Origin of the sequence: Gallintestinimicrobium sp. (assembly GCF_046968865.1) — a bacterium.
Lineage (GTDB): Bacteria > Bacillota > Clostridia > Lachnospirales > Lachnospiraceae > Gallintestinimicrobium > Gallintestinimicrobium propionicum.
This window is the reverse complement of the sequence record NZ_JBKVPW010000006.1, coordinates 69,453-96,092: the sequence shown is the minus strand read 5'-3', so window position 1 is coordinate 96,092 and position 26,640 is coordinate 69,453. Positions and strand designations below refer to the sequence as shown.

Here is a 26,640-nt window from a genome sequence, read left to right as displayed (position 1 = left end):
ATCCCCTTTTTCTCAATGCATGTTGGCTGCCAGCTGCGCCCGGAGTAAATGAAGCAACAAATGATATCGGTTACGCGTATCCGAATTTTTCCCGCAATATTCTCTCGGCATTTCTTCATTTGGCTCATATAATACCGGAAGATCATACAAATCAAACTGATCTTTTGTCAGATCAATATAATGACCGTTGATCTGATTAAAATAGTGTGTGCCGCCACCAGAAACCCTAATTCTGTGAATCGTCCCGCCGAACATATCATACACCAACATCGCTGAGATCGCGCACTGTCCGTAAGTAGGGTCATTCTCCAGAATATAATCTTTCTGGCAGGACGGATATGCGGTATCTCTACACCATACTTTCAGCAGCAGCTCAAACAGATCGTCAACTGTCGCAATTATGTGTTGTTTTCCATCCGCTCTTCTGATATCTGCCGTATATTCCCGTCCAAAATATGTAAGTTCACGCCCAGATTTTGTTGTAAACATTTTCTCCCCCAGAAAATAATACGTTTATGATCGACATACGCCGTTCGCAATGAGCAAGTTTCTCCTGTTCCCGCTCTCTTGCGCTCATTGCACCGAAATGCAACAAATCCAACGATTATTTGCAGCTTTTCTCTTTCATTTTTTTCAGATACTGCGCCTTCAGCTGGTTTTCTTCCTCCAGCCGTCTGATTTCCTCCTGCAAATGCTGCACATATTCCCGGGTCAGCTTCACTCCGCCGCGCACTGCCACATCGGAATGCTGCTCCATTTCATCCAGCCACTGCATCAGCGACTTTTCCCTGATATCATTATAGGTATTGTCCGGTTTTGTAAACATTATTTCCGCTCATTTCTGCGCACGCTTTTTGCGCATACCGAGTTTGTGTCAAGTGCGCGCAGACACAAATCTCGTGATTGAAAAATTTTATTTTTCAATCTTCCTCCTCAAATCCCTGATGCAGAGCCGAATCCTTTATCCGGCATACGGCACATACTCAAAGCAGTCACTGATGGAAACACCGTTAATTCTTCCTTCCCACTCTTCTTCGGAAGGATGCTCCAGCTCAAACTCGCAAATTCGTCCGTCATCCAGCATTGCTTCCGCATATGCTTCGCCATCTGTTTTCAGAAGGACAAAATGCGTTCCGGCAGGGAGCGTCTCTTTCTGTCCGCTGCCGCGTTTTGTATTCGCCTCCCGCACAGACAGCTCCATATCAATGGACGAGGTCAGCTCCACTTTCCAGTCTGTATAAGTGGAAACAATTGTCCACAGCAAATCCTCTGTTTTCGGAATTCCATCTTCCTCTACATGGAATTTCTTGTAAGCCTCATAGGTTCCAAGAATATCAAAGCGTTTGCTCAGCACAAAGCTCTCCGGGTCAAAGTGCTGATTCGGATCAATTCCCAGATAATCTGCTGTTACAAGTCTCAGATCATTTTTCATCAGTTCAAAAATCTGCAGATATTTACCGTCACCTTCTCCCATTGTTTCCAGATACAGCCATGTTTTCCCGTTCTGTGTCCGGATCAGATATCCATAGGCGCTGTAGCCACATCCGCCATAATAATCGGAGTCCATAAACATCTCCGTATCATAGCTGTTGTCGTCGCAGTGAATCACGATAGAGTCCGCATAATCATACTCATCCCGGTCTGCAGAATAGGAAATTTCCTCCTCTGCACCGTCTCCATCCAGATCCACCAGGCAGATTTCATCTTCTGCGATCGGAATCGCCCATTGATCCGAATTTTTCTGATATTGCTTCCGGATCAGCTCCGGATATTCTGTAAAGGACAAGCTTACGGCCTGCTCTCCTGACGCATAGGGTGCCAGCACATAAGTATTAAAATAAACGGTAATGCCATCACCTGACAGCGTCCACAACGGCTCCCCGTATTCCTCTTTATCGCCATAGAATACATTTTTTACGGTATCCGGATACTCCTCATAGAAGCCGTATTCGTCTTTTCTTTCTTCCAGCTTTGTGCATACCTCTTTATAAAAGATATCGTAATCGGATACCACATCGGAAAGCTTCAAATCCCTGCCGGATTTTACGTCATAATTACAGGTCTCCTTGAAGCTGTAGGGATGTGCCCCTCCCAGCCATTCGTTGGTGTCCATATAATAACTCAACACAAGGGAATCGGCTCTGGTGAAGGTAATATTTCCTTCGATCGAAAGCCCTGTCATTCCCACTCCCTCATCCCAAAGCTCCCTGTTATCCGAAATTACATTTTTGTAGGCCCCCATCTGACTTTTGTAAGTCTTCTGGTTCCATTCCTCCAGGGAAGCACAAAGCGCATCATGCCCTTCCTCTATAACCAGGATCTTCGGTATATCAACACTGATGAGGGTTTCATAGCTGTCCTGATCATATTCTGCCTCATAATCATAATCGACAAGCATTGGCAAAGCTGTCGCTGCACCAGTTCCAGCGGCAGCTTCTTCCTGCTCGGCTGCAGGCGTGGTTTCCCGCACGGTTTCCTGCTTGTTTTCCCGCTCTCCCTTGTGTGTCTCTTTTGCTGTCTGCTCTGCAGTTTCCTGTATCGCCGGCTGTTTCTCTGCTGTCTTTTGTCCACAGCCTCCGGCAAACAATAAGGAAATGCACAATAATACAGAAACAAGCCTTCTCTTTTTCATTTTTCCCCCGTTCTGATGCATCCGCACCGTAAGCTTATAAAAGCTTATCCCCAAATTCGTTTTAACAGTTTCCAGCGCTGCAATACGCTTTTAAGGCAGCCTTTAAGGCTTCATATCTTTGCCTCTTTTCCTCTTTGGCAAAATGTACTTCACGGAACTGCTCCGGATTATTTTCATAATCCAAAGCTTCCTCTCCAAACTGCTCACTGGTCAGATCAAACCGCCAGTCCCCGATTACATTATAACAATGATAATTCCCGCCCGGACGTAAAACTCCGTATACCTTTCCTCCAAAAATATCCTGGGCAAGAAAAGCGGTAATGGAGCATTGCCCCAGGGTAGGATTTTCCTTTGTCCAGTCTTTCCGCATCCGCGGTGCACAGGTATCTGCACACCAGAGCTTTGACAGGGCGTCATACAGCTGTCGCGGGTTGTGAATCCCCGGATATTCTTCTGTTATTGCCGGAGCATCTGCATGCTCCCAACCCCAAAATTGATACCTCATAGCCTTATATCTTCCTTTTATATTGTTCTGCTTTCTGCACGATCCGGCATCCGAGATATCCGCACAGGATTCCCAGAAGCGCTCCGCCCAGAATATCCGTTGGATAATGTACATACAAATACATTCTGGAAAATGCAATGAAAGCTGCCAAAACCAATGCTGCCTTCCACAGGTACTTTTCCCCTGCAAAATAGAGCGCCGATGCAGCGGCAAAGGACACTGCAGTATGTCCCGAAGGAAAGGAATAATCTGACGGATACGGAATCAAAAGCCTGACGGCATCATTGATATCGCAGGGGCGGATCCTTCTCACCAGATTTTTCAGAAACAGATTGCAAAGTATTCCATCCAGGATCAACGCTGTTCCCAGGATCAGACCGGTTTTTCGCGTTTTCGGGATCAGGAGCAAAATAACTGTAAGTACAATCCATATCACACCTCCATTTCCAAAGCGGGTTATAAACGGCATGAGCACATCCACTGCCGGGGTTCTGAGGTTTTGAATCCCATCCAGAATCCAGAATTCAAGATTCATGATCCAGAGTCTCCATTCGTTTTGTAAATCGTTTCCAATGTCTCTGTCTCTATCATACCATATCAAATGCCCAATCATCCACCCCCTGCAGTTACTTTTGGGCAAAACAATCCCGGCAACGTCAGAACTGCTGTCTGACCACTGCCGGGATTCCTCTGATATCCTTCTATAAAATTTACCGGAAAATCATCTGTGCGAAGTCTGCAAAGCACGGTCTCCACACATTCCAGTCATGTCCTCCGTGATAAATTCTTCTGATTTCCCGAACACCTTTTGTTTGGATAATTTCATCCTCCTCCAGGAACCTCGGAAGGAACCAGTCCTCATCTCCAATGCAGCGGAAAAAGGTATGAAAATAGCTGTTGAAGGCCACATCATCCATTGCATTTAAATAAGACTGCTCACATGCCTTTGAAATAATTCCGTCATGCTCTTCATCTCCTACTATCCTGTGTCTTAAAAAGCCGGAGAAAAGGCCAACCTCGCTGAACAGCTCCGGGTGTTCACATATTGTACGGGTCGTCTGTACAGAACCCATGGACAGTCCTGCCATACCTCTTTTTTCCTTGCTTCCGCCAAACTGATATTTTTTCTCTATCATCGGAAGGATTTCCTCTACCAGCATCTGCCCATAAAGCGCACGGTTCAGTTTAAGTTCTCCGTCGATTCGCTGCTTTACCATGCCATTTCCCATAACGATCGCAAAGGGCTTGATTTTTCCTGCCGCGATCAGATTATCCATCAGGAGATTCACTTTTCCTGTGGTTGACCAGGAAATCTCACTCTCTCCAAATCCGTGCTGCAAATACAGAACCGGAAGCCCTGCAGACGGTACACATGGCGGAAGATATAGGATCAGCTTTTCCCAGTTATCAGAAATTTGGGATTTATAAAATTCCTGGGTCAGTGTTCCGTGGGGAACATCCCGAAGCTCAAATAATCCGTCTTCATCCGGCAGCTCAATATAGTTATACGGACGACCGTAGCCATGTGCGATGGGAAGCTCCGGGCTAAGAACCTCCTGACCATCTATACAGATCTGCACATAATTCACAGGCGTAGAAAATGGCAGTTCCAAAATCCACTTTTTCCCTGTTTTCGTAAACGGATAAAGCTTTTCTCCCCACTTCATGGAGAGCTCTTTGGCATTTTCGCAGTCCAACTGCAAAAATGTCTTTCCGTCTTTTCTTATGAGTGTGCCATTTTCCTCCAGAGCTTCCAGCTTCCGCTGTGAACTGATTTCTTCCATTTTGTTTTCCATTTTGTTTCCCTCTTTTCTGTTTCTGTCATGTCTGTTTCCAAATACCAGTACCTATTATATCAGTTTTTATTTCGTTTGTAACCGGGTAAGAATACTGCTTATATCCATCTTCTTTTCGACTGCAGTAAACGCAACGTTCTCTCCATCGTGGATGAGGCTCCAGATTTCTCCGTATGCCCTCTTTTCAAGAAGCTCCGAAAGGAGGAAGGTGGAGATTGCTCTCTTTGTAGCGAAGATAATCCTTCTCACGCCCTGTTTTCTGAGCGCTTCGATGTCCTCCATTTTTCCCGTCAGCATGGCAAAATCGGAATCCGTTGCAATTGCCAGCACGTCTTTCTTCTGCGCGGTAGCAAAAATCATGGCTTTTCCGTCCTGACCTACTACCTGATAAAAATGTCCTTGTACGGGAGCCTTGTATCCTGTGCTTTTTCCATTTCCCTGTACCGGCTCTGATGCAGATGACTGCATTCTGTATTCCACAGGTGCTGCGGTTTCACCGGGAGATGCCGGCTCCGGCTGTCTGGAACCCAATGTAGTGCTTGTTGGCTTATCCTTTGTCATATCCGCACCGGGTGCGTAATATTCGATTTTACCTGTCGTCAAGTTGGAGGTATCCGGCTCCGTCTCTGCACCGTTTACAGGAGTGAGTTCTTCGGTAATGTAGCCGCCGTTACCGATTCCTGCGCCTGCTCCATCCCATGCATCTGTTGGACCACCTTGTACCTTCAGCGTTGCATCTCCTGAAACGGTGATCTTTTCTCCATTATTTCGTAAGCCTCCGCCGATGCCTGCTCCATTGAGACCTCCGATGGCAGTGACCTCGCCGTCGGTGATGGTGATGTTTTTGCCATTGCCGTGGCCGCCTCCGCCAATGCCAGCTCCATAATTGCCGCCGGTAGCTGTGACCTTGCCGCCGGCGATCGTAATGTCATTGCCATCACCACAGTAGCCGCCGCCGATGCCTGCTGCGTCAGAGCCACCGGTGGCGATCAGCTTGCCGTTTTCATTTTCATCCGTAATGGTCAGTTTACCTTGATTACCATCACTGTTCTTTTCCAGACCGGCATGATTCCTACCACTCTTAAGGGTATTTGTGCCATCCAGCTCGATATTTACATTGCCCTTTCCGTTTGTAGAAACAGCAGCTTCTGACTTACCTGACTTACCGCTTGTATTGATGTTTACATCCGAGATGGTCACGTTTGCAGTCGCATTCTCAGCCGCATTGATCGTGATTGTGTTGCCTGTCTCTACAGAGCTCTCCCGCTGCGTAATCACAGGAGCCTCATCCGGCACGGCAGAGCCGCTGCCCTGCGTTACCGTCTGTCCGGAATTGTCTGCGTTTACCGTAACGCTGCCATCTTCCAGATACCAGTTGGCGGCATAGGTTGTCATGGGCAGGCTTACGCTCATGACCAGTGCGATCATACTTGCTGTCAGCTTTTTTCTCTTCATTGGGTTTCCTCCCTCTTTCACCTTCTATTGTTCTGTTGCATTGATTTTAAACTTCGTTTACAGCCGGGTAAGGATGCTGCTTATATCCATCATCTTTTCAACTGCAGTAAACGCAACGTTCTCTCCATCGTGGATGAGGCTCCAGATTTCTCCGTATGCCCTCTTTTCAAGAAGCTCCGAAAGGAGGAAGGTGGAGATTGCTCTCTTTGTAGCGAAGATAATCCTTCTCACGCCCTGTTTTCTGAGCGCTTCGATGTCCTCCATTTTTCCCGTCAGCATGGCAAAATCGGAATCCGTTGCAATTGCCAGCACGTCTTTCTTCTGCGCGGTAGCAAAAATCATGGCTTTTCCGTCCTGACCTACTACCTGATAAAAATGTCCTTGTACGGGAGCCTTGTATCCTGTGCTTTTTCCATTTCCCTGTACCGGCTCTGATGCAGATGTCTGCATTCTGTATTCCACAGGTGCTGCGGTTTCACCGGGAGATGTCGGCTGTCCGGAACCCAATATAGTGCTCGTCGGTTCATCCTTTGTCATATCCGCACCGGGTGCGTAATATTCAATTTTACCTGTCGTCAGGTTGGAGGTATCCGGCTCTGTCTCCGCACCGTTTACAGGAATGAATGATCCAGAAAATTCTCCATTATGGCTGCCGCCGTTACCGATTCCTGCGCCTGCTCCATCCCATGTATCTGTTGGGCCACCTTGTACCTTCAGCGTTGCATCTCCTGAAACGGTGATCTTTTCTCCATTTTTTCGTAAGCCTCCGCCGATGCCTGCTCCATTGGTGCCGCCGGTAGCTGCGACCTCGCCGTCGGTGATGGTGATGTTACTGCCATTGCCTTGGTTGCCGCCGCCAATGCCAGCCCCGTAATCGCCGCCGGTAGCTGTGACTTTGCCGCCGGTAATCGTGATATCATTGCCGTTTCCAAAGAAGCCGCCGCCAATGCCAGCCCCGTAATCGCCGCCGGTAGCTGTGACCTTTCCGCCGGCGATCGTGATATCATTGCCGCCTGTATAGAAGCCTCCACCGATGCCCGCCCCGCACTCACCGCCGGTAGCTGTGATCTCGCCGCCGATGATCGTGATATCATTGCCGCCTGCATAAAGACCTCCACCAATGCCTGCTGCGCCATTGCCACCGGTGGCGATCAGCTTGCCGTTTCCATTTTCATCCGTAATGGTCAGTTTGCCGTCTCCGCTCTTTTCCAGACCGGCATGCTTCCTACCACTCTTAAGGGTATTTGTGCCATCCAGCTCGATGTTTATATTGCCTTTTCCACCTGTGGAAACAGCAGCTTTTGACTCACTGCCTGTATTGTTGCTTGTATTGATGTTTACATCGGAGATCGTCGCGTTTGCGGTCGCATTCTCGGACGCATTGATCGTGATTGTGTTGCCTGTCTCTACAGAGTTCTCCCGCTGCGTAATCACAGGAGCCTCATCCGGTGTTGAGGTGCTGCCCTGCGTTACCGTCTGCCCGGAATTGTCTGCGTTTACCGTAACGCTGCCATCTTCCAGATACCAGTTGGCGGCATAGGTTGTCATGGGCAGGCTTACGCTCATGACCAGTGCGATCATACTTGCTGTCAGCTTTTTTCTCTTCATTGGGTTTCCTCCCTCTTTTCCTTTTCCATTTTTTACATTATCCCCTGCAATGAAAATTCATAGTGCATGGCAAGTGCTTTGAACAGCTTCTGCATCACCTGTTCAGAGATCGTGCGGATATCGAGTCCCTCCACGAATCGAATCACCCGCCCGATTTCTTCCTCTGGAACGTTATAGGCCCGAAGGCTCATCGTGAAAAATAAGCGAAGCTTCTTCTCCAATGTCAGCTCTGCATCACACGGATGCGCCATGTAACCTCGCATGATGCCTGCAGATCCGATCTCCAGCTCGTAAAAGTCACGCTCTGTCAGCTCCGGCTGATAGGATCCGAAAATCTGATACAGCTCTTTGGCTGTTTCGCGCTGAATATACTCACAGGCTTCCTTCTGGGTATAGGCTTCAATATAGATTTCCCGCAGGTTTTCATTCAGCTCTGTAAGCGTCATCTGGATCGCTGTTTCCACTGCATAAACATAGACCGGAGGGAGCTTTGTGCTCGCTGCACTTCTTGCCATCGAAAACTGATTCTCAAACATGAACTGCACAAGCTCTGTCAGTACGCCGTCCTTTGCACGGAAAATGTTCTGAAAGCTGCTGCTGGACACGCTGGACTTCGCGATGATTTCCGCCATAGTTGTCTTTTTGTACCCCTGCTCCAGGAAAAGTTTTACGCATACCTGCAGGATGCGTTTTTTTGTTGGTTCGCTTAAACTTGTTGCCATTTGTTCCAACCTCATTCTATGTGACTATCTTTGTTTTTTCGTCTGGTCTATATACCAAATATAGCAGAAAACGGAGGCTTTCGTCAAGGAGTTTTGGTTCGTGTACCATTGAACTGTAACTATTTTCTATTTAAAATTTTATGAAACCGATGAAAGAACGTTGCGGTTGTTATTGCCGCCGCCAGTATATCGCTGATCGGCTCAGCCAAAAAGACAGCAAATACTTTGTTCTGGATAAAATGCGGCAGGATAAAGATCAACGGAATCAACAAGATCAGTTTTCTTAAGCAGGCAAGCAATAAGCTGACCTTTGCCTGTCCCAATGCCATGAAGCTCTGCTGACAGGCAACCTGGAAGCCAAGAGAGAATATGCCCGCCATATAAATTCTCAATGCCCATGCAGTATATGTGATCAATTCTGTGTTATTCGAAAAAATACCTGCAAATCCCTTCGGGAACAGAAGCATGATCAACCAGAAACATCCCGTGAAAACGGTGCAAGCTGTAAATTGTGTAAAAAATGCTTTTTTTACCCGATCTCTGTTTCCTGCACCAAAGTTATAACTCATGATCGGCTGTCCGCCCTGACAAATTCCCTGTAACGGTAATGTTGCAAGCTGGCTGACACTTGTAATAATTGTCATCGCTCCTACTGCAAGGTCTCCGCCATATCTTGATAAGCTGGAGGTAAAGCTGATAGACAGAATGCTTTCCGTGGACAACATGACAAAGGTAGAGATACCAAGGGCAAGACATGGTAAGAGGATTTCCTTTTGCAATTTAAAGTTTTCTTTTCTAAGATGCAGGATTGTTTTCTTTCCTGACAGGAAACGAAGGATCCATATTGCCCCCACAGCCTGACTCAAAACAGTTGCAAGCGCAGCACCCTTTACTCCAAGATGAAATACAAAGATAAAGATCGGATCCAGAATAATATTGATCACAGCACCAATCACAGTCGTCATCATGCTGATCTTCGCAAATCCCTGTGTCGTGATAAAGGGATTCATTCCCATCACGATCAAAACAAAAATACTTCCAAGAATATAAATCCTTGCATAATCCACCCCATAAGGAAGTGTCTGATCACTTGCACCAAACAGTGTCAGCAGCTGTGGTGCTAACGCAAAAAATAGCACAGTCAAAGCAACTGCCATAAGCAGAAGAATCACAAAACAGTTTCCAAGAATCTTTTCCGCTGTCTTATTGTCTTTCTTTCCCATGGAAATTGCAGCACGCGGAGCACCTCCGGACCCTGCAAGCATAGCACAGGCATTGATCAGCATCAGGATCGGTGTAAACAACCCGACACCCGTTAATGCTGCGGCACCAACGCCCGGAATGTGTCCAATATAAATACGGTCAACAATATTATATAAAAGGTTGATAATCTGTGCCACAACAGCCGGTATGGCCAGCCGTGCCAAAAGACGGGGTATTTTTTCTGTTTCCATAGCTTGTGTATTTGACTTACTGTTCATATCTATGCGCTCCTTCCTGATTTCCATACTCTAAAAACAGCCATAGCACTGATCAATATCAGGATTATGGCGGTTTTTATACTTGAAATGTCTCACCGTCAATTCAGCTATCTGCCACCTGCAGTACACAGGCACAATAACCGGGCGCAGGCTGATAGCAATGGATGATAAGATTCTTGTCTATCTCCGGGCTGTAATCATGAAGCGTATGCCTCGTACCGTTCAAAGTGGTTTACCACATGATCCATCAGCTTTTTCACCAATCTCTGTCTGCGATATGCCTCATATCACAGTAAATACTTCTTCATCGTATTCTCTACATAGCCAATTACATTTTTCCACGCTAGATCTCCTACGTAAAAATTGCTTTTCTGAAACTGCGCCCAAAGCTCTGCCATTTGCAAATCGTCAGATATCAAATGTAATGTAGCTTCAATATTATCCTTGCTAAAAATAGTTTTCCGCTTTTCACAGGTGGCAGAAAATGCATCGTATAAAATCCGCTTCTCTATCTGCTCTCCATAGAAACTCATGATACTGTAAACATCATAAAAATCTCTTAATCTGGTATTTGCGATTCCTCTATTTATAATTGTCTGCATTTTCTCAGCGAGCAATGTTTCCTTGTTATATGTAAGAACGGAAATCGTTCTATCCTCAAACATCAATTTATAGTCGTATTCTATTGCCCTTGGTGTAATTACATCATCTGTAGAAATATCGATTTTAATTGGTTGACGCATCTTGTCCAACGTAGCTTCCAGCATTACGCGAATGCCCGGGTAATCAAACTCTTCCATTTAGCGTAGTCGCTTTATTACTGTTCCCATCCGAAATATTTCTTACCTTATCTTTTAATTGTCTTGATGAACTAATCACACTAACACCTCCACGTACTTCATCACTTCATCTCGAATTCCCATCATATCCGCATATACAATCAGCTGCGATAGCTTTTTGTCTTTCGATGACATATATTCCTTGATAGCCGTTTGAAATACTTGTACTTCATACTTATTACGATTCCTTATCAAATCGCAAATGCAACGCTCCTGATCATAAACCTTAACCAAATTTCCACTGCTGGATGCAATCTCACAAATTCCTATTTTGTATAAATCCGGTGCAGCATATTTCACCGAAACATTAAAATCATTATCCTTAAGATGGCTCGCATTATATCCCTGTGGCACAGTAACACACACAGATGAATACTCCCTATCCGTCAAACCGTGCAAATATAGTGCTGTTTCTCCAGAATAAATAATCGCACCATTTCTTTGTTGTAAAATGAACAACTCATCCGGCCACACATCATCCGCTATATATACGCCTCTCGAGACCTTCTCCATGCCATGTTCCTTAATATATTTTGCAATATAGGTCTTAGAAATATCTTCACTACATACCAGAGAGGTAATAAGATAACCGTTATATTCTTCAATAAAATTTTCAATTTTTTCCTTTTTAGTCATTCTGTTCACCTCTGCACTTTGCTTATACGCTTTAATTATATGATTTAAAAGTGAGAAAGTAAACCGTTTTAATTTTTTTGACCTATGCAGTTTTTTCTTCGGTACTAGCCTGAACATAGCAACCGAAGATGCCGGCTAGCGATTTACAATATCCATTGCTATCCGCCTGTCTGCCTCTTTCAAATTCTATCGGTATCAGTTTCCACTGTCCCTCCACGTTACGCCAACATTCGCTTACCCGTTGATGTCTCACGAAATGATCCAGTGAATATGTGTTAAAATTTTTAGCATGCAATTTTTCATAATGTATTGTTATGTTTGCTTTCTATCCTTTCTTTCATATGCAAATCTCCCGGCAAAAATTTACAATTACACCTTTTCTGCTCCAATACTTAATTAGCAGAGACGAGATGCGCTCTGCGAATCTCGCTCTGATTAGCGGTCGTCAAATGCACCGCATAAATGCGTGCATTTTCCTCGTCGCCATAACAAAAACGCAGAACCAATCCATTTTTCTTTTTGGATCAGCTCTGCGTCTTAGCGTCTGGCTCATTTACAATTTGAGTTTTAAATTGTTTTACATTTACAAGATACTCTCTCTTGCATTTCGGACAAAACAACCCCAGCGACGCCAAAACGATTGCCTGGCTGCCGCTGGGATCATAAGTTTTACACTTTTTTTATTCATGACAATCGAAAGGTGCGCTATCTTGTCTCATAAACGCCCTCCTTGCTGTAGGTAATGAAAACATCCCCGTATACAGCGACCGTTTTCGTTGCATTCAGCTGCAACGGATCTGGAATCTCCCTGATTTCTGCGGTCCCATCGACAATTCTCTTCATGCATTCCAGCGCCTGATCGACCACATAATCCGCCAACGGTGCGCCAAAGCCCCGGTAATCATGATGAGAATTGATCACATGGTCATACTGGTCTTTCATCGACACAATTCGTTCCATCGCCTTTGCAGCTTTTTCCACACTGACATATCTTCCCTCCGTATGGTCGCCTGACTGCATCAGCAAAAGATTACGGTTACACGCATCGGCACAGAACAGATACCTGGTTTTCGAATCGATAAAAATCATTTCGCCGGGGGTATGTCCGGGACAGCTATATGCCGTAATGATACGCCCTCCAAGATCGAATGTCTGACCGTCGGATAGCGGAAGCAGCTTCGGTTTTTTCTCCCAACAAAACATATCTTTCTCTGTGCTGTAAGGATAATATTTATCCTCCCGCGTCCGGATAAAATCTGCATAATTTCTCCGGCTTTCCAGCATTTTTTCAAAGGATACATCCAGAAAATAATTGTCCGCCGGATTGATATACAGCTCGTCAAATGCGCCTGCCCCGCCGATATGATCCATATGTCCATGGGAAGCAACCACAATGTACGGTTTATCGGTAATTGTTCTGATAACGCCTTTCAGATCACCGATTCCGCAGCCTGTATCCAGGAGCAGCGCACGCTCTTTTCCTACAAATAAAAAGATGGACGAGCAGTCAAATTCATCGATTTCATATGTATCTTTTTCAAATTCATAATAAGGATGCCTGTCCGTCATAGTAATCTCCATTCCGCAGGCGCTTTGCGCCGAAGGAATCGCGAGCAGAACTTCCAGTTCTGCTCTGCGATCATAGCTACTTTGTGGCGCCTGCGGCACAAATAGCAGTGTGAAAAATAAGCGATCACGCTTATTTTTCACACTACTCCCCATCCTCAGAATTTCATCTGTTTACACGTTCTGACGCCATTGACATAAATATCGTTTGCCAGCTCCGTAACCAAACGAAGATCCTGCCAGGTTTCACACTTTTTCCCCATAAAGGTAATATTGTCAAAGGTAATATCATGGACACGTACTTCTTCCGTCGGCGTCTGGTATCCTCGAATCAAGGAAACCGGAATATCGCCGTTTAATACCTGAATGTTGTCAAAATGAATATCATTGATCTCCCCTTTGGCAACCTGCTGTGTATACTTGCAGAGCAGAACCTTGATATCGAACAGCTTCTGTTCCGCCTGCTCTACCCTGATATTTCTGTAATGGACGTCATGCACATGACCGCCATCCGCCTGATGGATAGAAATCGCTGCGCCACCCATATTTCCTTCGTACTGACAGTGAATGATATCACAATCCTCAAATACGAGATCGTGAATTTCACTCTGAAGCCCATAGCCTAATTCAATTGCATTGCCCGGCTCCGCATTCCAGAGCACATTATTATGGGCATATACTTTCGTCACATCCCGAACAGTCGAAGTATCCGCAATCAATCCATGTGCCTTAATACAGATACTGTCATCCGTCGAACGGATAAAGCAATTCTTTATCTCCACATCCTGGCTGCTCGTAATATCAATACCATCTCCTGTTACAATTCTGGACATGATATTCATATCATCAATGACAACATGATCACATGCCGCCGGAACCACATGCCAGGAGGGTCCGTCTACTGCCGTAAAGCCTTTTAAGAGAACATTGTTGCACCACTTGATATAGATAAAAAACCGATGGGCATTACTGTCTGGCAGATGCCAGCAGGCTCCATTGACGATTCCGTTTCCTACAATGGAAATATTATCGCAATGATCCGCATAAATACAGCCGGATACCACGGCACCCTCTTCGATATAGACCGTATCATTCGGCTTTAAGGTCAGGATCCCGACATTGTATACCTTTCCTTTTTCAAAGCAGATCGTTGTATTTTCCGGTTTTTCGATTCTGCGCGAGCAAAGCACGAATAATGCGTCATGCAGACCGCCGTCTGTCTCTACCGTAAATTTCTTCGGCTCGTCGAGATGAATCTGAACGGTCTCTCCCTTTATGGAAGGGACGATTCCAAAGCTGGTCGGACGAATTGCCAGCTTCTCAAAGGGTGTATGAATCGAAATTTCCAGATCATAGGCTTCGTCATCTACTACAATAACATAATCAAAGGAGTCTGTATGATATACCACGCGCTCCGTTCCATTGCAGATAACACTGTATTTTGTTGATTTTTCCAGTTCCTCTACGGAATTCAAAATAAACCGCGGCTCCTCGATCGGATCCGGATTGTGATAATAAATTAAATCGTTTTCAAAATCCTTCATGTCTTTTTTCTCCTCGTATCAATTCCTATAGTCCATCAAATTTATCCCTTAACTGCACCGGCTACCATACCGCCGATAAAATAAGAGGAACACTTCAGATACAACAAAACCACCGGAATGGTCGCGATACACAGACCTGCACACAGTACACCATAATCCGTATTGTACATGGAATTAAAGTTCATCAGACCAAGCGGAAGCGTTTTTAAGGAATCCTTTTTAATTTCAATCAGTGCCCAATAGAATTCACTCCAGGTACCTTGGAAGTTAAAAATCATTACGGTAGCGATAACCGGTTTTAACAGCGGAAGCGTAATCCGAAACAGGTTCTGCAGCAGGGAGCAGCCGTCCAGCAGTGCTGCTTCATCCAGCTCTTTCGGCAGGCCTTTTACATAGTTAATCATAATAAAGGTTGCCGTCGGAAGCCCCAGCGTAACATACGGAAGCAGCAACGCAAGCCGCGTCCCGTTCAGTCCCCACGCTTTCAGCGTCGTAAAGTTGGGGATTGTGAGCATTTCAGATGTGATAAACAGTCCGGACAAAAACAGTATTTCAATGAATCCACTGCCCCACGGTCTTAATTTCCCGAGCGCAAAGGATGCGAGTATAATAACGATCAACTGCACTGCCAGCGTCATAATCGTAATAATAACACTGTTCATGAAAAAGCTTCCAATTTTACCAATTTTCCATGCAGAAACATAGTTTTCCGGTTTAAAGGTCGTAATGCCAAAAGGGTTCGTCAAAACATCCAGATTGGATTTTATGGATGTCAGAAACATAAATGCCAGCGGGTACAGCACAATCACTGCCAGAATCAGAAGAACGATCTGACTGAATATCCCTCCTATTGTGAGTTTCTTTTTTTCTTTCATTATTTTCACCCCTTCGCTTATTCGTAGTTGTACCTGCGTCCAATCAGTCTGCTGATCAGCACCAGTGTCAGAATGATGATAAACAGCACAGTAGACATTGCCAGTGCCCTATAAAACTTGAAATCAACGAACGCCGTAGTATAAATCAGCTGTGCAACTACAGTCGTCGCCTTGCCGGGGCCACCGCCGGTCAGCATATAGAACAGGGCAAAGGATTTCATACCGCCGGAAATGGAAAGGATGACGTTTGTTTCCGTCGTTCCCGCAGTAAGCGGAAGGAAAAAATTGAAGAACAGATCTTTTTTGGTCGCGCCGTCAACCGCTGCGGATTCCAGAACATCTTTGGAAATATTCATCATCGCAATATAGAATAAAACCATCGTAAAACCAATATACTGCCAGGTATTTACCGCAATAACCGTGCCGAGCGCAGTGCTCTTCTCCCCGATCCACGCATGTGTCAGATTGTCAAGACCAACCAGGCGCAGCAGCGTATTGACCAGACCAATATCCTTGTTCAGCATAAACTTCCACATAACCGCCACTACAGAAGCGGGGAGGACGACCGGGATATATAAAGCTACTTTATAAAACTGCTGCCACTTCGGAGTCATATAATATACTGCAAATGCAAGCAAAAAACCGAGGGTTGTCTGAATCAGTGTGGAAACCACTGCAAAAACCAGATTGACCTTGATCGCCGCCCAATATTCGTCATTATGAAACAGCTCAATGTAGTTTTTCAGTCCAACAAAACTAAAATCCGGACTGAATGCATTCCAATCCGTAAAGCTCCTGACCAAGCTCTTAAAAAACGGGAAAACAAGAAAGCATCCCAAAAATACAAAACCGGGAATCAGGAAAACATATCCCATGAGCTTTTGCCTTGTTTTATAATTCATTTTGCTCTTCATATCTTCACCCTTTCAAATAGGGCCGGCAGTCCATTTTCTGCCAGCCCTATTTCAGTTTGCCGCTATTTATTACTTACCGTTTTCTTCAAGTAATTTGACGTACGCATCTTCGATCTTCTGACCGAATTCTTCCGGAGTTTCGGAAGGATCGGAGAGAAATTCTGCTTCCAGATCACCAGTATCTGATCCGATATCGCCGGCACTGTAATCATAGTTTTTTCTGTAGCTCTCTGCGCTGGAGAAGATTTCTGCAAATTCGCTCTGGTTTGCATTGTCATAGGTGCAGTCCTTATTTGCCATTACAGACAGTGTCTCGTTACCGAATTTCTGCTGTACATCTTTGCTTGTGATATATTTTAAGAATCTTGCGGACTGTTCCGGATACTTGGTACCGGAGTAAACCATGAATCCGTCAACACCAAAGTTGTGAAGCAGGGTAGGCGTGCCTTCGGGTGCAGGGAACGCCATAACGCCAATTTCGAAACCGGCTTCTGCGGAGTTCTTTTCAAGATCTGTCAGTTCATTGTTGTTTACGAATGCAAACAGACCTTTCTGCAAATAGAACTGACCGGTAGCATCTTCTCTCGTCATAGCAAGAGAATCCGCATCAAGGTAACCTTTGTCAACCCAGTCTCTTAATCTTGCTCCTGCTTCAGCATATTCTTTGGCAACATCCGTATAGTGACCTGTCAAATAGTCATTGTTTTTAAGATATCCTGCATCGTACATGTAATGCAATGCAAAAGTCTCAACCAGGGATGCAATCTGAAAGCCGTGAGGATTACCAGGCGTCAACAGAGGTGTTACTCCGGTCTTTGCAGCTTCGCCAAGCAATGTTTCAAACTCTTCCAACGTGGTAGGAACTTCCCAGCCGTTCTCTTCCATCATCGTCTTGTTATATGCAAGCACGGTACAGGTTGTTCTGAACGGTATGCAGAAGACCTGATCGTTAACAGTACCGGACTGTACAGCGGGTGCCAGCAGGGAATCTCTCCATTCATTGTTATTCTCTTCCAAATAAGGAGTGAGATCGTATGTAGCGCCTACGGAATTGAACGAACCCATCTGGTTTGCCCAGCAGCATGCTACATCAGGAGCTTCGCCAGCAGCGAAGGCTGTTGTCAGAGTCTGTGTCAGAACGTCCCAGGTGATCACCTGTGTCTCAACCTTGATATCCGGATTTGCCGCTTCGAAATCGGATATCATCTGTGTGAATTCCGCTTCGTACTCCGGCCAGTCATGCATGAAAGTGATGGTCACCGGTTCACCGTCAGTCGTCTGAGCTGCTTCCGCTGTGGCATCATCCTTTTTTTCCGTCGTCGCAGCGGTATCCGTAGGAGCTGTTGCTCCTGTAGAGCCGCAGCCTACAAGAGCGGATGCAGCAGTCATGACTGCCATCACAATCGCCAATACCTTTTTGTTTTTCATACCATGTCCTCCTTTTTATTACCGACACAAGAACGAATCGTTTTTGTGTCTATCTGCTTTTTGCAGATCATTCACTTCATTTTTCCCTGATGTCTTTCCCTTCCTGTCAGTCGATATCCATTTGCTGAATGTAAGCCTGTTGCCGTTTCAGCATTTTCTTAAAGGCATGATACACGCCATCTGCATTTTCTTTCAGGGTTCGTTTGGAATTCGTATGCGGATTGATGCTCGTCGCGTAATCCAGCTGGCTGATCCAGTCTGCCGGAATTGATTCACTTCCGGAAAGCGCTCCGGCAATTCCACCGGCAACTGCCGCAACACAGTCTGTATCACGTCCCATATTTACGCCTGCAAGGATCGCTTCCTTCGTATTTCCATGAACCATCTTAAAAATAACAACGCCCTTTGTGACAACTTCATTCGCATAGCTGAACGGATACGGCATTCCAAATCCGTTATAAATGGAATCAAAATGCTGTCTCAGTTGAAAAATGTCACTGCAGCCTGCCGCTTTTTTCAATTGCTCGTCAATCTCTTTCACAACGACGTCGGGATCGCAGTGATCAAAAATTGCCCCGATCACAGAATCCACGGTTGCGCCGGGCTTCGTTCCCTCCGCTATTGCTACGCCAGTGACACATGCCCATTTCAGCCCGCGGCTGTTCGTTGTCTGATACAGCTGTCCGACCTGAAGGATATCCTCTTTTGCGCCTTCTACATTGCCTGCGTTGATCAGTCCGATCGGATGACACGCCCTTGCAAAGCTGTTGAGTCCGGCGTAATCGCAATATCTGCCAAGATCAGTTGCCGGTATTCCGGTTTTGGCCATTTTCAGAAGAACCCCTTCAAACGGTTCGGATACCCAGCCTCCTGCATTCGGATTTGCATATTTATTCCAAGCAGTCCTGACATCCTCCGCTGTGACCCTTCCCTCTTTTTCTATAATCGCAGAAATCATCAGCTTCTGTCGTTCCACGCCGTCCTCTGTCGTTCCGGGTTCTCTGTCCCAGCCATTTCCGTAATGCTGGTACGGAAGATACCCGTCTACATAGCCATACTTCCTGTCGATTTCTTCATAAGTCATTCCCTCAACAGGAGCTCCCATCGCTGAACCGATATGACAGCCACAGATACAGCCGAAAAACTTGTCCTGTAAAATTATACTCATATCGTCCCCTTTTTAGCTGTAATTTTTATGCAATTTGTTATGAATATATATTACTTCTACTTGGCATGTTTGTCAATATGTTGTATCATCATTTATTTCTATATGGTTTACTGGTAAAATTGCATCGTATTCATATGCTACAAGCAAAAATACCGTCCAATCATCTTTTGACAATTGAACGGTACCGGTATTTCCTTATTCAGTTTTGTCCCTTTCCTTCCAGCTCAGCGCTGCAATTCCAAAGTTATCCTTTTTTCTCGTCAATTCTTCCTCGCTGTATTTTTCAATTGCGATCTCTGCAAGATACAGCACTCTGCAGCCTTCCTCCAGATGTCCCAGATACGAAGCCTCCGGTGTTGCCATGCAGATGTGAATATGCGGCTCCCCGTCTATGATTAGTCCCTGCCCTGCTGCAACTTCAATCGGTCCTTCCACGGTATAAAAGCCGTTGGTCGGATCATCCTCGGTCGTCTGGATCATGTGATATCGCGCCTTATCCAACGTTCCAATCATAGATACGACTGCTCCGTTTTTGATCTTGTGTTCGGTAATGGCCTGATTCAGGCACTGCAGCATATCATCGCCTTTTCCCAGATGAAGCAAAATGACGTCTCCTGTTTTCCTGACATGAAATGTGTTCATTTTGTATTCTCCTGTTTTATGAAACCGTTCTTATGTTTTTTGTATCTGTTGTGTCTTCCGGCGTTTGTGTCCGGAGAACTTTCCGAAACAAAACAAAAAATGAGCTTCCGAGCATAATGCTGACGCTGATCCATGCAGAGGCTTCTGCAGCGGCAATCCCCATAAAGCTGTGCCTGCCAAGCCAATATCCAAAAATCAGTCTGCTGAAGACTTCCAGTCCACCGGAAAGCATCGGAATCCATGTATTGCCCATTCCCTGAATGCAGTTTCGAAATACCATCAGAAATCCCAGGAAAAAGACAAAAATCCCCACAATCAACAGATATTGTCTGCACAGCTCAAGTACCGGTGGATCTGTCACCATCAGCGACGCGATCCTTTTCCCGCCGAAAATCTCAACAGCGGACAGTGGAATATGAATCAGGATAGAAAGAAGCACTCCCATCCGAACCCCTGCTTTAATTCTGTCATATTTCTGCGCGCCGTAATTCTGACCGACAAACGTCATAAATGTCATTCCCATCGCATTGCTGAATTCTCCGATCACACTGCGAATTTTGGTGGACGCCGCATAAGCCGCCACTGCAGACGCACCAAGATCGTTTACAAAAAACTGCAGGATCATTCCACCGACTGCCGTTACCATACTCATAATTCCGACCGGCAGCCCGGTTTTTAACATTCTGACTGTCAGGCGTGCATTTTTGCTCTTACTGCCGTCCAAAATACTGACAAATTTCAATCTTTTCAAACCTGCGGCACAGATTGCAAAGGAGAACACCTGAGACAACACCGTTGCCGCAGCCGCTCCCTGCACGCCCCACTTCAGTGTGAGTACAAATACGCAGTCCAGACCAATATTTGTCACAGAGGAAACGAGCAGCGCCCAAAATGGCGTAGACGAATCCCCCAGAGACTGCAAAACGCTCATAAACAGGTTGTTCAAAACTGTAATCACAAACCCCAGCAGGATCACTTTGATGTAATCCAGCGACTGCTCCAGAATTTCTCCGGGCGTATGCATCAGAATCAAGAAATCTCTGATCGCCAGAGATCCGACAATTGAGATCATCGCTCCCACAATCAGCGACAAAACGGATGCGACAAAAAATCCCCGGTTTACCAGATGATAATCCTTTTTCCCGTAGGCCTGTGAAATATGGATGCAAAATCCTCTTGTAAGCCCCATTGCAAATCCGAGCGTCAGCCAGACTACAATGGATGTCGCGCCGACTGCTGCCAGCGCCTGCGCTCCGATTCCCCGTCCGACAACGACGCTGTCCACAAAGCTGTAAAGCTGCTGAAACAGACCGCCAATTGCCAGTGGAATATAAAACAGAATGATATTTTTGGCAATGCTGCCTTCTGTCATGTCCCTTGCCTGTGTTTTCATAAGTTTACCCTGCAAAAGTTCTGCCCTTTCTTTTCATATCAACGATTGTTCAGGTTCCGGTAAAGTTCAATGATTACCGGTCCTCCTCCCTGAACCAGAAATTTGACTGCTTAAAATAATTTTACTCTATTTTCGTCTTTTGTACAGAATAATTTGCTTTTAGATATCTGAAAAACGGTATATTAAAAGGATCAGCCCTTTGAATGCCAAGTGATCTGCTGAAAATAATGTCTGCCCTTTCATCAACAAGGAAAAAGAACAGCTCACCAAGAGTTCTTTGCCTCTGGCTCTTTTTGATTGACTATTTATAACAAAATGGGCAATTCCGATTGGAATTGCCCACTCATTTTTCTCCAAAATCCAACGGCTTTGCCGTCTCCATTCATTTTTCGCCTTATGCCGGTGCTTGCAAGCGCACACCGCCGCAAGGCTTTGTTTCTCATCTTAGTACAGCTTTGCACCTGCCGGGATTCTGTCATTTACCATCAGAAGGTTCAGTTCCTCATGACCGTCTTCCTCGTGTACTGCTGAGATCAGCATACCTTCGGAATCCATTCCCATCATCTTTCTCGACGGCAGGTTCACGATAGCGATTGCTGTCTTGCCAACCAGTTCTTCCGGCTCGTAATACTCGTGAATACCGCTTAAGATCACGCGATCCTTGCGTTCTCCGTCATCCAATGTGAACTTCAGAAGCTTCTTGGATTTCGGAACTGCTTCACAAGCCAGGATCTTTACTGCACGAAAATCTGATTTTGCAAATGTATCAAAATCTACCATTTCTTCAAAGATCGGCTCGATCTTTACATTGGAGAAATCAACCTTCTCCTCCAGATCGGCTGCAGCAGCCTTTGCCGGTGCAGCCTGTGCTGCGTTATTTGCGGCATTTTTCGCTGCGATGACTGGTCTGGATCCTCACGCCCAGGTCGTCATCATTTTTCTTCCGTCTGTTGTATTCGACCTCAAAGAGGATCCGGTTGAACAGTCCGGTTTCGTAGCAGTCCACCAGCTGTGGAAAGATACTGTAGTTCTTGTAGATCAGTCGGAAGCGTTCGCGGGGAATTGCTTTCCCGTAGCTTTCCACCAACTCATCTTCTGTAATGCACATGTTCGCACCTCCATTTTCTTTCTTGGAGGTTAGGCTTGCCGGCTTGCGTCACCTCTTGCTTACACATGCAATTCTACGGAACGCCACGGAATAAATCGTTCGTCAAACGGTCAACTTCTGTTGACCGGTAGTCAACTCAAAAAGTAAAAAAGAAAAGACGTATGAAACCAAATGTCTCATACGCCTCATAGGATTTATGATTATAACTTTGTAAATTCATCAAGCTGCTTATCTACATTTCTTCCGGAATACATAACCCGAATCACTGTAACCAATTTCTTTGTCTTATCGGGGATATAGAAAATAACATAATTATCAACAGGCACAACTCGTGTATTTCGACTCTTCCAGGGCTCTCTTTCATAAATAAAACCCTTTCGTTTGCCATAGGCGGAAACCCACTACTTTTAGGTGGTGGGAGGAGCCTTGTAAATCTTTAATCGTTAACCCTGATTCTCAATATATTTTTGTATGGTAGTTGACGATACTTCTCCAATGCTGCAAGCAAAATATCCGTCTGACCAAAATATTTTTTTCTTCCAATACTGTTTAGACAGAAACGAACCATATTTGTGCCATAAGTATTAGCAATATCGTTAACATCATCAGCGATAGAATCTTTGAGTAATTGTTTACGATATTTGGTTACTAGAACTATATGTACTTTAAGGCTGTATTTCCGTCTGTTATGACGATTGTATCTATTATCCATAATTCACCTCAAAACATTGATTTTCACTAATTGTTATTATATAATATATTTAGTGAAATATCTACGAAAGGAGTACATCTATGGAACAGATAACTATTACAGCTAAAATTCAAATAGTCGCAACGGAAACGGATAAAGTTTTGCTTGATGAAACTATGTCTGTTTATCGTAATGCCTGCAATTATGTTTCAGACTATGTATTCCGTACTCATGACTTAAAGCAGTTTTCGCTCAATAAGGTTTTGTATTCTACTTTACGAGAAAATTTTAACCTTAAATCGCAAATGGCTCAGTCTGTTTTGAAGACTGTTATCGCCAGATATAAGACCATTCTTGAGAATCAAAACGAATGGATGAAACCCTCGTTCAAAAAGCCTCAGTATGATTTGGTTTGGAACAGAGATTATTCCTTAACACAAAACTGCTTTTCAATCAATACGCTAAACGGTCGTGTGAAGTTATCTTATTTTGCAGACGGAATGTCTAAGTATTTCGACCATACGATTTATAAGTTTGGTACAGCTAAACTTGTAAATAAGCATGGCAAGTATTATCTTCACATACCAGTAACCTACGATGTCGAAGAAAGTAATGTTTCTGACATCTGTAATGTTGTGGGTATAGATAGAGGTATTAACTTTGTTATTGCCACTTATGACAGCAAAAACAAGTCTGGATTTGTTAGTGGTAAGGCTATGAAGCAAAAACGTGCTAATTATTCCAAACTTCGTAAAGAACTCCAAATGCGACAGACCTCATCTTCAAGACGAAGAATAAAAGCTATTGGTGGGCGAGAAAACCGTTGGATGCAGGATATTAACCATCAGGTATCAAAGGCACTCGTCAAAAATAACCCCAAGCACACTCTCTTTGTATTGGAAGATTTATCAGGTATTCGTAATGCTACAGAACGTGTTAAAACAAAAGACCGTTATGTTTCTGTATCATGGTCTTTCTATGACCTTGAACAAAAACTAATCTACAAAGCAAAACAGAATCAGTCTTCTGTTATTAAGGTAGACCCTCGCTATACAAGTCAGTGTTGCCCTTGTTGTGGGCACGTTGAAAAGTCTAACCGCAATAAGAAGATACACCTGTTTACTTGTAAAAACTGTGGTTACAAATCTAATGATGACCGCATTGGAGCTATGAATCTGTATCGTATGGGAATAGACTATCTTGCAGATAGCCAAGTACCTGATACAGTTGTAACAGAGTAAACTCTGCTACAAAGGGTGCTGTCAACCACCCTGTGATGTAACGCCACTTTAGATAGCAATATCTATCGGGGATTAAAGGTCGGAGGTGTAAGCCGTTAGTACGACTGGGCAGTTACAAGCCCATGACCTTTAGGTCGTGGGTAGTTGACACATTATAATCCCTTCGGATATCCGTAAAAACCTGAGCTGCAGATTTGGTACGCCCTGCCTGCATATCCGCATATCCTTTCTCAAGTTCCATGTCCAAAGTCTCTGCGTTCATTCTCGAAATATCAACAGGTCTCGCAGTCGGAATCTTTACCTCAAACGGAAGACCCCTATTTAGAATGATCTGCTTATAAAACATATTGATAGCATTAGATGCCGGGATCCCCAAAGTAGCCAGAATTTCCTCAGCCTGTTCTTTAACATCCGGCTCTATTCTTGCATAAAGATTTGCTGATTTGGCTGCCATATCATCACGCCCCTTTCTTTTACCCATATTATAAGTCAATGTACGGACAAAAGCAGTACATTTTTTAAATCAGTACCTGATCTGCTTCAAAAGAATCTCTCTTACAGACTGATCCTCTGTCCTAATGTTTCTTCCTTAATGAATATGTTCATCTTCTCCTCTTTCCGGGCGAACCGGAAAAAGAGATGTACTGTTGTGTCCGTTACAATAAACAAAACGCACGAAAAGACTCCGTTTTACCGGTTATCTTTTCATGCGTCCGCGGTGGGTCATGCCCCCATATCATGAAGCCCTCATTTAGTTGTCATTATGCGTGTCATGCACGCTTGATTTCGTTCTTATTACTAAAGCTTATAAGTAGCACTTTCCGAGAGCATCCGTTCTCTCGACGATCTGCCCCTCTGTGAAATTCTTGAGGGTCACTACTCTGGTACATTTGTGAGTATGGCATTTTATCATGATGCCGTTCATAGCCGGAGCCGTCCTGTCTCCGGTCAGTGCGTAGGAGATCCGCAAAGCGAGCTGACTATAATACCCCGAGGTCCGGGCAGCTCACCAAAAGCCTCTTTATTCAGTTTTTCTTCTGGCGCAGAAAGAAGATAGTTCATATCCTCCTACGCATGTAAACAATCATAGACCTGTTCATTACCTCCATCCCAAACAAGCAGCGAACCAAGTTCCGACCGCCGAAGGTTAGCGTGGTCCGCAAGCCCCTTCCCATAAAGTTACGTTTATCGGGGTATCATTCTGCCGGCCGTCCAGTACGTGTACCCCTTACGAGTATCTAATATAAAACAAGTCTAATTTGATTTCAATAGGAACATATTTCCGTTTTCTAATCATATTAGATTTTCCTATTGATTTTATCCGCCCTATGAAGTATATTAGATTCACAGATGTGTGGGCTGTATCCCGCACTTAGAAAGAGGTCACTTATGGACAATATCGGAAACATATTTGTAGCATATCGGAAAAACCTGAAATACTCGCAACAGGATATCTGCGATAAGCTTACCGGAATGGGAATCCCTACCAAGCCTGCAGCATACAGCACCTGGGAGACCGGTAACAGCATCCCGAACGCAGTTCAGTTTCTTGCGATGTGCAAGATCCTCGGGATCACGAATATCTTCAATCAGTTTATAGGAGGATATAATCCGGACGATCCAATGGCTGAGCTAAATGAGGAAGGCAGGACAATGGCACTTAATTACATTGACCTGCTGAAAGGCTCCGAAAAGTATCAGGCAGCTCCTGTCCGTATCCTGCAGCCTGTCAGGGTACTCAATCTGTATGATATGCCTGTATCCGCAGGAACCGGTCAGTTTCTTGACAACGACAGCTATGAAGAAGTTGAAGTCGGACCTGAGGTTCCGGAGACAGCTGATTTTGGAGTGCGCATCAACGGAGACAGCATGATGCCGAGATACCTGGATAAACAGATCGTGTGGATCCAGAATACAGATGAACTGAATGATGGAGAAATCGGGATCTTCTATTACAACGGAAACGCCTACTGTAAGAAGCTTCTATGCAATAAAAAAGGAACGTACCTCATTTCACTGAATGATAAGTACGAACCTATTGAGATTGCTGAAGGATCAACATTTAAGACTTTTGGCCGGGTTGTGAGTTAGAGTCCGGATTATTGTACATGTTGATTGCTACAATATAATTGCTCCCCGTATCAGGTCAACCAAAAAGGAGGGATTATATGGCAGTCAAAAATGAGCTGAAGAAGCTGCGCAAGGAACAGCGCTTAAAGCAGTCTGATCTTACTATGGCAGTCAGCATGTGTGAAAAAAGCATCAGCAACATCGAGCTTGAAAAGAATCCGGCCAGCCTTGAAACAGCTCTTCGCCTTGCAGCATATTTTAAAGTCTCTGTGGAAGATATCTTCCATCTGGAGGAAGAACATACCACGTAGGAAGTGTGATGATAA

General features: G+C 44.8%; 26 protein-coding genes and 2 pseudogenes. 3 read left to right on the top strand and 25 right to left on the bottom strand.

The annotated features are described in order from the left end of the window. Nucleotides 1–12 precede the first annotated feature (12 nt). From ACLTOQ_RS07175 to ACLTOQ_RS07060, 24 genes and pseudogenes are all read right to left on the bottom strand, one after another. Nucleotides 13–489 (bottom strand): hypothetical protein, encoded by a 477-nt coding sequence (locus ACLTOQ_RS07175; RefSeq protein ID WP_337672838.1) that lies wholly within the window; start codon nucleotides 487–489, stop codon nucleotides 13–15. Between the two features lie 115 nt (nucleotides 490–604). After that, on the bottom strand, nucleotides 605–826 hold the full coding sequence (locus tag ACLTOQ_RS07170; RefSeq protein WP_412319159.1) for a hypothetical protein: 222 nt from the start codon (nucleotides 824–826) through the stop codon (nucleotides 605–607). Nucleotides 827–961: 135 nt separating this feature from the next. Beyond that, nucleotides 962–2,632, bottom strand: a complete 1,671-nt coding sequence (locus tag ACLTOQ_RS07165) for an RsiV family protein (protein WP_412319158.1) — start codon at nucleotides 2,630–2,632, stop codon at nucleotides 962–964. Nucleotides 2,633–2,693: 61 nt separating this feature from the next. Further along, nucleotides 2,694–3,137 (bottom strand): hypothetical protein, encoded by a 444-nt coding sequence (locus tag ACLTOQ_RS07160; RefSeq protein WP_412319157.1) that lies wholly within the window; start codon nucleotides 3,135–3,137, stop codon nucleotides 2,694–2,696. Between the two features lie 4 nt (nucleotides 3,138–3,141). Next, nucleotides 3,142–3,672 (bottom strand): phosphatase PAP2 family protein, encoded by a 531-nt coding sequence (locus tag ACLTOQ_RS07155; protein WP_412319156.1) that lies wholly within the window; start codon nucleotides 3,670–3,672, stop codon nucleotides 3,142–3,144. A gap of 175 nt (nucleotides 3,673–3,847) precedes the next feature. Further along, nucleotides 3,848–4,933, bottom strand: a complete 1,086-nt coding sequence (locus tag ACLTOQ_RS07150) for an alpha/beta hydrolase-fold protein (RefSeq protein ID WP_337561102.1) — start codon at nucleotides 4,931–4,933, stop codon at nucleotides 3,848–3,850. Nucleotides 4,934–4,999: 66 nt separating this feature from the next. After that, nucleotides 5,000–6,388, bottom strand: a complete 1,389-nt coding sequence (locus ACLTOQ_RS07145; RefSeq protein WP_412319155.1) for a hypothetical protein — start codon at nucleotides 6,386–6,388, stop codon at nucleotides 5,000–5,002. 57 nt (nucleotides 6,389–6,445) lie between these two features. Next, nucleotides 6,446–7,996, bottom strand: coding sequence for a hypothetical protein (locus ACLTOQ_RS07140; RefSeq protein WP_412319154.1), 1,551 nt, complete (start codon nucleotides 7,994–7,996; stop codon nucleotides 6,446–6,448). A 32-nt stretch (nucleotides 7,997–8,028) separates the two neighbouring features. Beyond that, nucleotides 8,029–8,718 (bottom strand): TetR/AcrR family transcriptional regulator, encoded by a 690-nt coding sequence (locus tag ACLTOQ_RS07135; RefSeq protein WP_412319153.1) that lies wholly within the window; start codon nucleotides 8,716–8,718, stop codon nucleotides 8,029–8,031. A gap of 119 nt (nucleotides 8,719–8,837) precedes the next feature. Next, on the bottom strand, nucleotides 8,838–10,199 hold the full coding sequence (locus ACLTOQ_RS07130) for an MATE family efflux transporter (RefSeq protein WP_412319152.1): 1,362 nt from the start codon (nucleotides 10,197–10,199) through the stop codon (nucleotides 8,838–8,840). A gap of 287 nt (nucleotides 10,200–10,486) precedes the next feature. Next, nucleotides 10,487–10,999 carry a nucleotidyl transferase AbiEii/AbiGii toxin family protein gene (locus ACLTOQ_RS07125; RefSeq protein WP_412319151.1) on the bottom strand — a complete coding sequence of 171 codons (513 nt, stop codon included), beginning with the start codon at nucleotides 10,997–10,999 and terminating at the stop codon, nucleotides 10,487–10,489. Between the two features lie 75 nt (nucleotides 11,000–11,074). Further along, entirely contained in the window at nucleotides 11,075–11,674 is a 600-nt protein-coding gene (locus ACLTOQ_RS07120; RefSeq protein WP_337427565.1) for a type IV toxin-antitoxin system AbiEi family antitoxin domain-containing protein, read from the bottom strand. Between the two features lie 524 nt (nucleotides 11,675–12,198). Next, on the bottom strand, nucleotides 12,199–12,309 hold the full coding sequence (locus ACLTOQ_RS07115; protein ID WP_412287614.1) for a cysteine-rich KTR domain-containing protein: 111 nt from the start codon (nucleotides 12,307–12,309) through the stop codon (nucleotides 12,199–12,201). Nucleotides 12,310–12,379: 70 nt separating this feature from the next. After that, complete coding sequence (locus ACLTOQ_RS07110; protein ID WP_412287612.1) at nucleotides 12,380–13,243, bottom strand: MBL fold metallo-hydrolase; 864 nt, start codon at nucleotides 13,241–13,243, stop codon at nucleotides 12,380–12,382. 155 nt (nucleotides 13,244–13,398) lie between these two features. Continuing rightward, nucleotides 13,399–14,784 (bottom strand): glycosyl hydrolase family 28 protein, encoded by a 1,386-nt coding sequence (locus ACLTOQ_RS07105; protein ID WP_412319150.1) that lies wholly within the window; start codon nucleotides 14,782–14,784, stop codon nucleotides 13,399–13,401. A 41-nt stretch (nucleotides 14,785–14,825) separates the two neighbouring features. After that, on the bottom strand, nucleotides 14,826–15,659 hold the full coding sequence (locus tag ACLTOQ_RS07100) for a carbohydrate ABC transporter permease (RefSeq protein ID WP_337427558.1): 834 nt from the start codon (nucleotides 15,657–15,659) through the stop codon (nucleotides 14,826–14,828). Between the two features lie 17 nt (nucleotides 15,660–15,676). Then, nucleotides 15,677–16,561 (bottom strand): sugar ABC transporter permease, encoded by an 885-nt coding sequence (locus ACLTOQ_RS07095; protein ID WP_337427556.1) that lies wholly within the window; start codon nucleotides 16,559–16,561, stop codon nucleotides 15,677–15,679. Nucleotides 16,562–16,642: 81 nt separating this feature from the next. Then, nucleotides 16,643–18,001, bottom strand: coding sequence for an ABC transporter substrate-binding protein (locus ACLTOQ_RS07090; RefSeq protein WP_412319149.1), 1,359 nt, complete (start codon nucleotides 17,999–18,001; stop codon nucleotides 16,643–16,645). 106 nt (nucleotides 18,002–18,107) lie between these two features. Then, nucleotides 18,108–19,169, bottom strand: a complete 1,062-nt coding sequence (locus tag ACLTOQ_RS07085) for an ADP-ribosylglycohydrolase family protein (protein ID WP_349174371.1) — start codon at nucleotides 19,167–19,169, stop codon at nucleotides 18,108–18,110. 195 nt (nucleotides 19,170–19,364) lie between these two features. Beyond that, nucleotides 19,365–19,811 (bottom strand): PPC domain-containing DNA-binding protein, encoded by a 447-nt coding sequence (locus ACLTOQ_RS07080; protein ID WP_337622276.1) that lies wholly within the window; start codon nucleotides 19,809–19,811, stop codon nucleotides 19,365–19,367. A gap of 16 nt (nucleotides 19,812–19,827) precedes the next feature. After that, nucleotides 19,828–21,204: an MATE family efflux transporter gene (locus tag ACLTOQ_RS07075; protein ID WP_412319148.1), complete on the bottom strand. Its 1,377-nt coding sequence runs from the start codon at nucleotides 21,202–21,204 to the stop codon at nucleotides 19,828–19,830. Between the two features lie 444 nt (nucleotides 21,205–21,648). Then, nucleotides 21,649–22,032: pseudogene (locus tag ACLTOQ_RS07070) on the bottom strand (lysine--tRNA ligase); the annotation flags it as partial. Between the two features lie 46 nt (nucleotides 22,033–22,078). After that, complete coding sequence (locus ACLTOQ_RS07065) at nucleotides 22,079–22,312, bottom strand: hypothetical protein (protein ID WP_412319147.1); 234 nt, start codon at nucleotides 22,310–22,312, stop codon at nucleotides 22,079–22,081. 443 nt (nucleotides 22,313–22,755) lie between these two features. Beyond that, nucleotides 22,756–23,024: pseudogene (locus tag ACLTOQ_RS07060) on the bottom strand (transposase). A gap of 80 nt (nucleotides 23,025–23,104) precedes the next feature. On the opposite strand from ACLTOQ_RS07060, the gene ACLTOQ_RS07055 reads away from it, so the two are divergent. Next, complete coding sequence (locus ACLTOQ_RS07055; RefSeq protein WP_412319146.1) at nucleotides 23,105–24,244, top strand: RNA-guided endonuclease TnpB family protein; 1,140 nt, start codon at nucleotides 23,105–23,107, stop codon at nucleotides 24,242–24,244. Nucleotides 24,245–24,356: 112 nt separating this feature from the next. On the opposite strand, the gene ACLTOQ_RS07050 is transcribed toward ACLTOQ_RS07055, so the two are convergent. After that, nucleotides 24,357–24,698, bottom strand: a complete 342-nt coding sequence (locus ACLTOQ_RS07050) for a type II toxin-antitoxin system RelB/DinJ family antitoxin (protein ID WP_118497596.1) — start codon at nucleotides 24,696–24,698, stop codon at nucleotides 24,357–24,359. A 935-nt stretch (nucleotides 24,699–25,633) separates the two neighbouring features. On the opposite strand from ACLTOQ_RS07050, the gene ACLTOQ_RS07045 reads away from it, so the two are divergent. Further along, entirely contained in the window at nucleotides 25,634–26,335 is a 702-nt protein-coding gene (locus ACLTOQ_RS07045) for a helix-turn-helix transcriptional regulator (RefSeq protein WP_412319145.1), read from the top strand. Between the two features lie 77 nt (nucleotides 26,336–26,412). Further along, nucleotides 26,413–26,625 carry a helix-turn-helix transcriptional regulator gene (locus tag ACLTOQ_RS07040; protein ID WP_412287605.1) on the top strand — a complete coding sequence of 71 codons (213 nt, stop codon included), beginning with the start codon at nucleotides 26,413–26,415 and terminating at the stop codon, nucleotides 26,623–26,625. Nucleotides 26,626–26,640: the final 15 nt, after the last annotated feature.

Excerpts from the sequence above, each read along its gene's own strand:
- ACLTOQ_RS07050 (WP_118497596.1), bottom strand. The coding sequence starts at position 24,698 with ATGGCAGCCAAATCAGCAAATCTTTATGCAAGAATAGAGCCGGATGTT.
- ACLTOQ_RS07095 (WP_337427556.1), bottom strand. The coding sequence starts at position 16,561 with ATGAATTATAAAACAAGGCAAAAGCTCATGGGATATGTTTTCCTGATT.
- ACLTOQ_RS07145 (WP_412319155.1), bottom strand. The coding sequence starts at position 6,388 with ATGAAGAGAAAAAAGCTGACAGCAAGTATGATCGCACTGGTCATGAGC.
- ACLTOQ_RS07055 (WP_412319146.1), top strand. The coding sequence starts at position 23,105 with ATGGAACAGATAACTATTACAGCTAAAATTCAAATAGTCGCAACGGAA.
- ACLTOQ_RS07105 (WP_412319150.1), bottom strand. The coding sequence starts at position 14,784 with ATGAAGGATTTTGAAAACGATTTAATTTATTATCACAATCCGGATCCG.
- ACLTOQ_RS07135 (WP_412319153.1), bottom strand. The coding sequence starts at position 8,718 with ATGGCAACAAGTTTAAGCGAACCAACAAAAAAACGCATCCTGCAGGTA.
- ACLTOQ_RS07120 (WP_337427565.1), bottom strand. The coding sequence starts at position 11,674 with ATGACTAAAAAGGAAAAAATTGAAAATTTTATTGAAGAATATAACGGT.
- ACLTOQ_RS07065 (WP_412319147.1), bottom strand. The coding sequence starts at position 22,312 with ATGTGCATTACAGAAGATGAGTTGGTGGAAAGCTACGGGAAAGCAATT.
- ACLTOQ_RS07080 (WP_337622276.1), bottom strand. The coding sequence starts at position 19,811 with ATGAACACATTTCATGTCAGGAAAACAGGAGACGTCATTTTGCTTCAT.
- ACLTOQ_RS07175 (WP_337672838.1), bottom strand. The coding sequence starts at position 489 with ATGTTTACAACAAAATCTGGGCGTGAACTTACATATTTTGGACGGGAA.
- ACLTOQ_RS07090 (WP_412319149.1), bottom strand. The coding sequence starts at position 18,001 with ATGAAAAACAAAAAGGTATTGGCGATTGTGATGGCAGTCATGACTGCT.
- ACLTOQ_RS07140 (WP_412319154.1), bottom strand. The coding sequence starts at position 7,996 with ATGAAGAGAAAAAAGCTGACAGCAAGTATGATCGCACTGGTCATGAGC.
- ACLTOQ_RS07170 (WP_412319159.1), bottom strand. The coding sequence starts at position 826 with ATGTTTACAAAACCGGACAATACCTATAATGATATCAGGGAAAAGTCG.
- ACLTOQ_RS07085 (WP_349174371.1), bottom strand. The coding sequence starts at position 19,169 with ATGAGTATAATTTTACAGGACAAGTTTTTCGGCTGTATCTGTGGCTGT.
- ACLTOQ_RS07160 (WP_412319157.1), bottom strand. The coding sequence starts at position 3,137 with ATGAGGTATCAATTTTGGGGTTGGGAGCATGCAGATGCTCCGGCAATA.
- ACLTOQ_RS07165 (WP_412319158.1), bottom strand. The coding sequence starts at position 2,632 with ATGAAAAAGAGAAGGCTTGTTTCTGTATTATTGTGCATTTCCTTATTG.
- ACLTOQ_RS07130 (WP_412319152.1), bottom strand. The coding sequence starts at position 10,199 with ATGAACAGTAAGTCAAATACACAAGCTATGGAAACAGAAAAAATACCC.
- ACLTOQ_RS07125 (WP_412319151.1), bottom strand. The coding sequence starts at position 10,999 with ATGGAAGAGTTTGATTACCCGGGCATTCGCGTAATGCTGGAAGCTACG.
- ACLTOQ_RS07110 (WP_412287612.1), bottom strand. The coding sequence starts at position 13,243 with ATGACGGACAGGCATCCTTATTATGAATTTGAAAAAGATACATATGAA.
- ACLTOQ_RS07150 (WP_337561102.1), bottom strand. The coding sequence starts at position 4,933 with ATGGAAAACAAAATGGAAGAAATCAGTTCACAGCGGAAGCTGGAAGCT.
- ACLTOQ_RS07075 (WP_412319148.1), bottom strand. The coding sequence starts at position 21,204 with ATGAAAACACAGGCAAGGGACATGACAGAAGGCAGCATTGCCAAAAAT.
- ACLTOQ_RS07155 (WP_412319156.1), bottom strand. The coding sequence starts at position 3,672 with ATGAATCTTGAATTCTGGATTCTGGATGGGATTCAAAACCTCAGAACC.
- ACLTOQ_RS07045 (WP_412319145.1), top strand. The coding sequence starts at position 25,634 with ATGGACAATATCGGAAACATATTTGTAGCATATCGGAAAAACCTGAAA.
- ACLTOQ_RS07040 (WP_412287605.1), top strand. The coding sequence starts at position 26,413 with ATGGCAGTCAAAAATGAGCTGAAGAAGCTGCGCAAGGAACAGCGCTTA.
- ACLTOQ_RS07100 (WP_337427558.1), bottom strand. The coding sequence starts at position 15,659 with ATGAAAGAAAAAAAGAAACTCACAATAGGAGGGATATTCAGTCAGATC.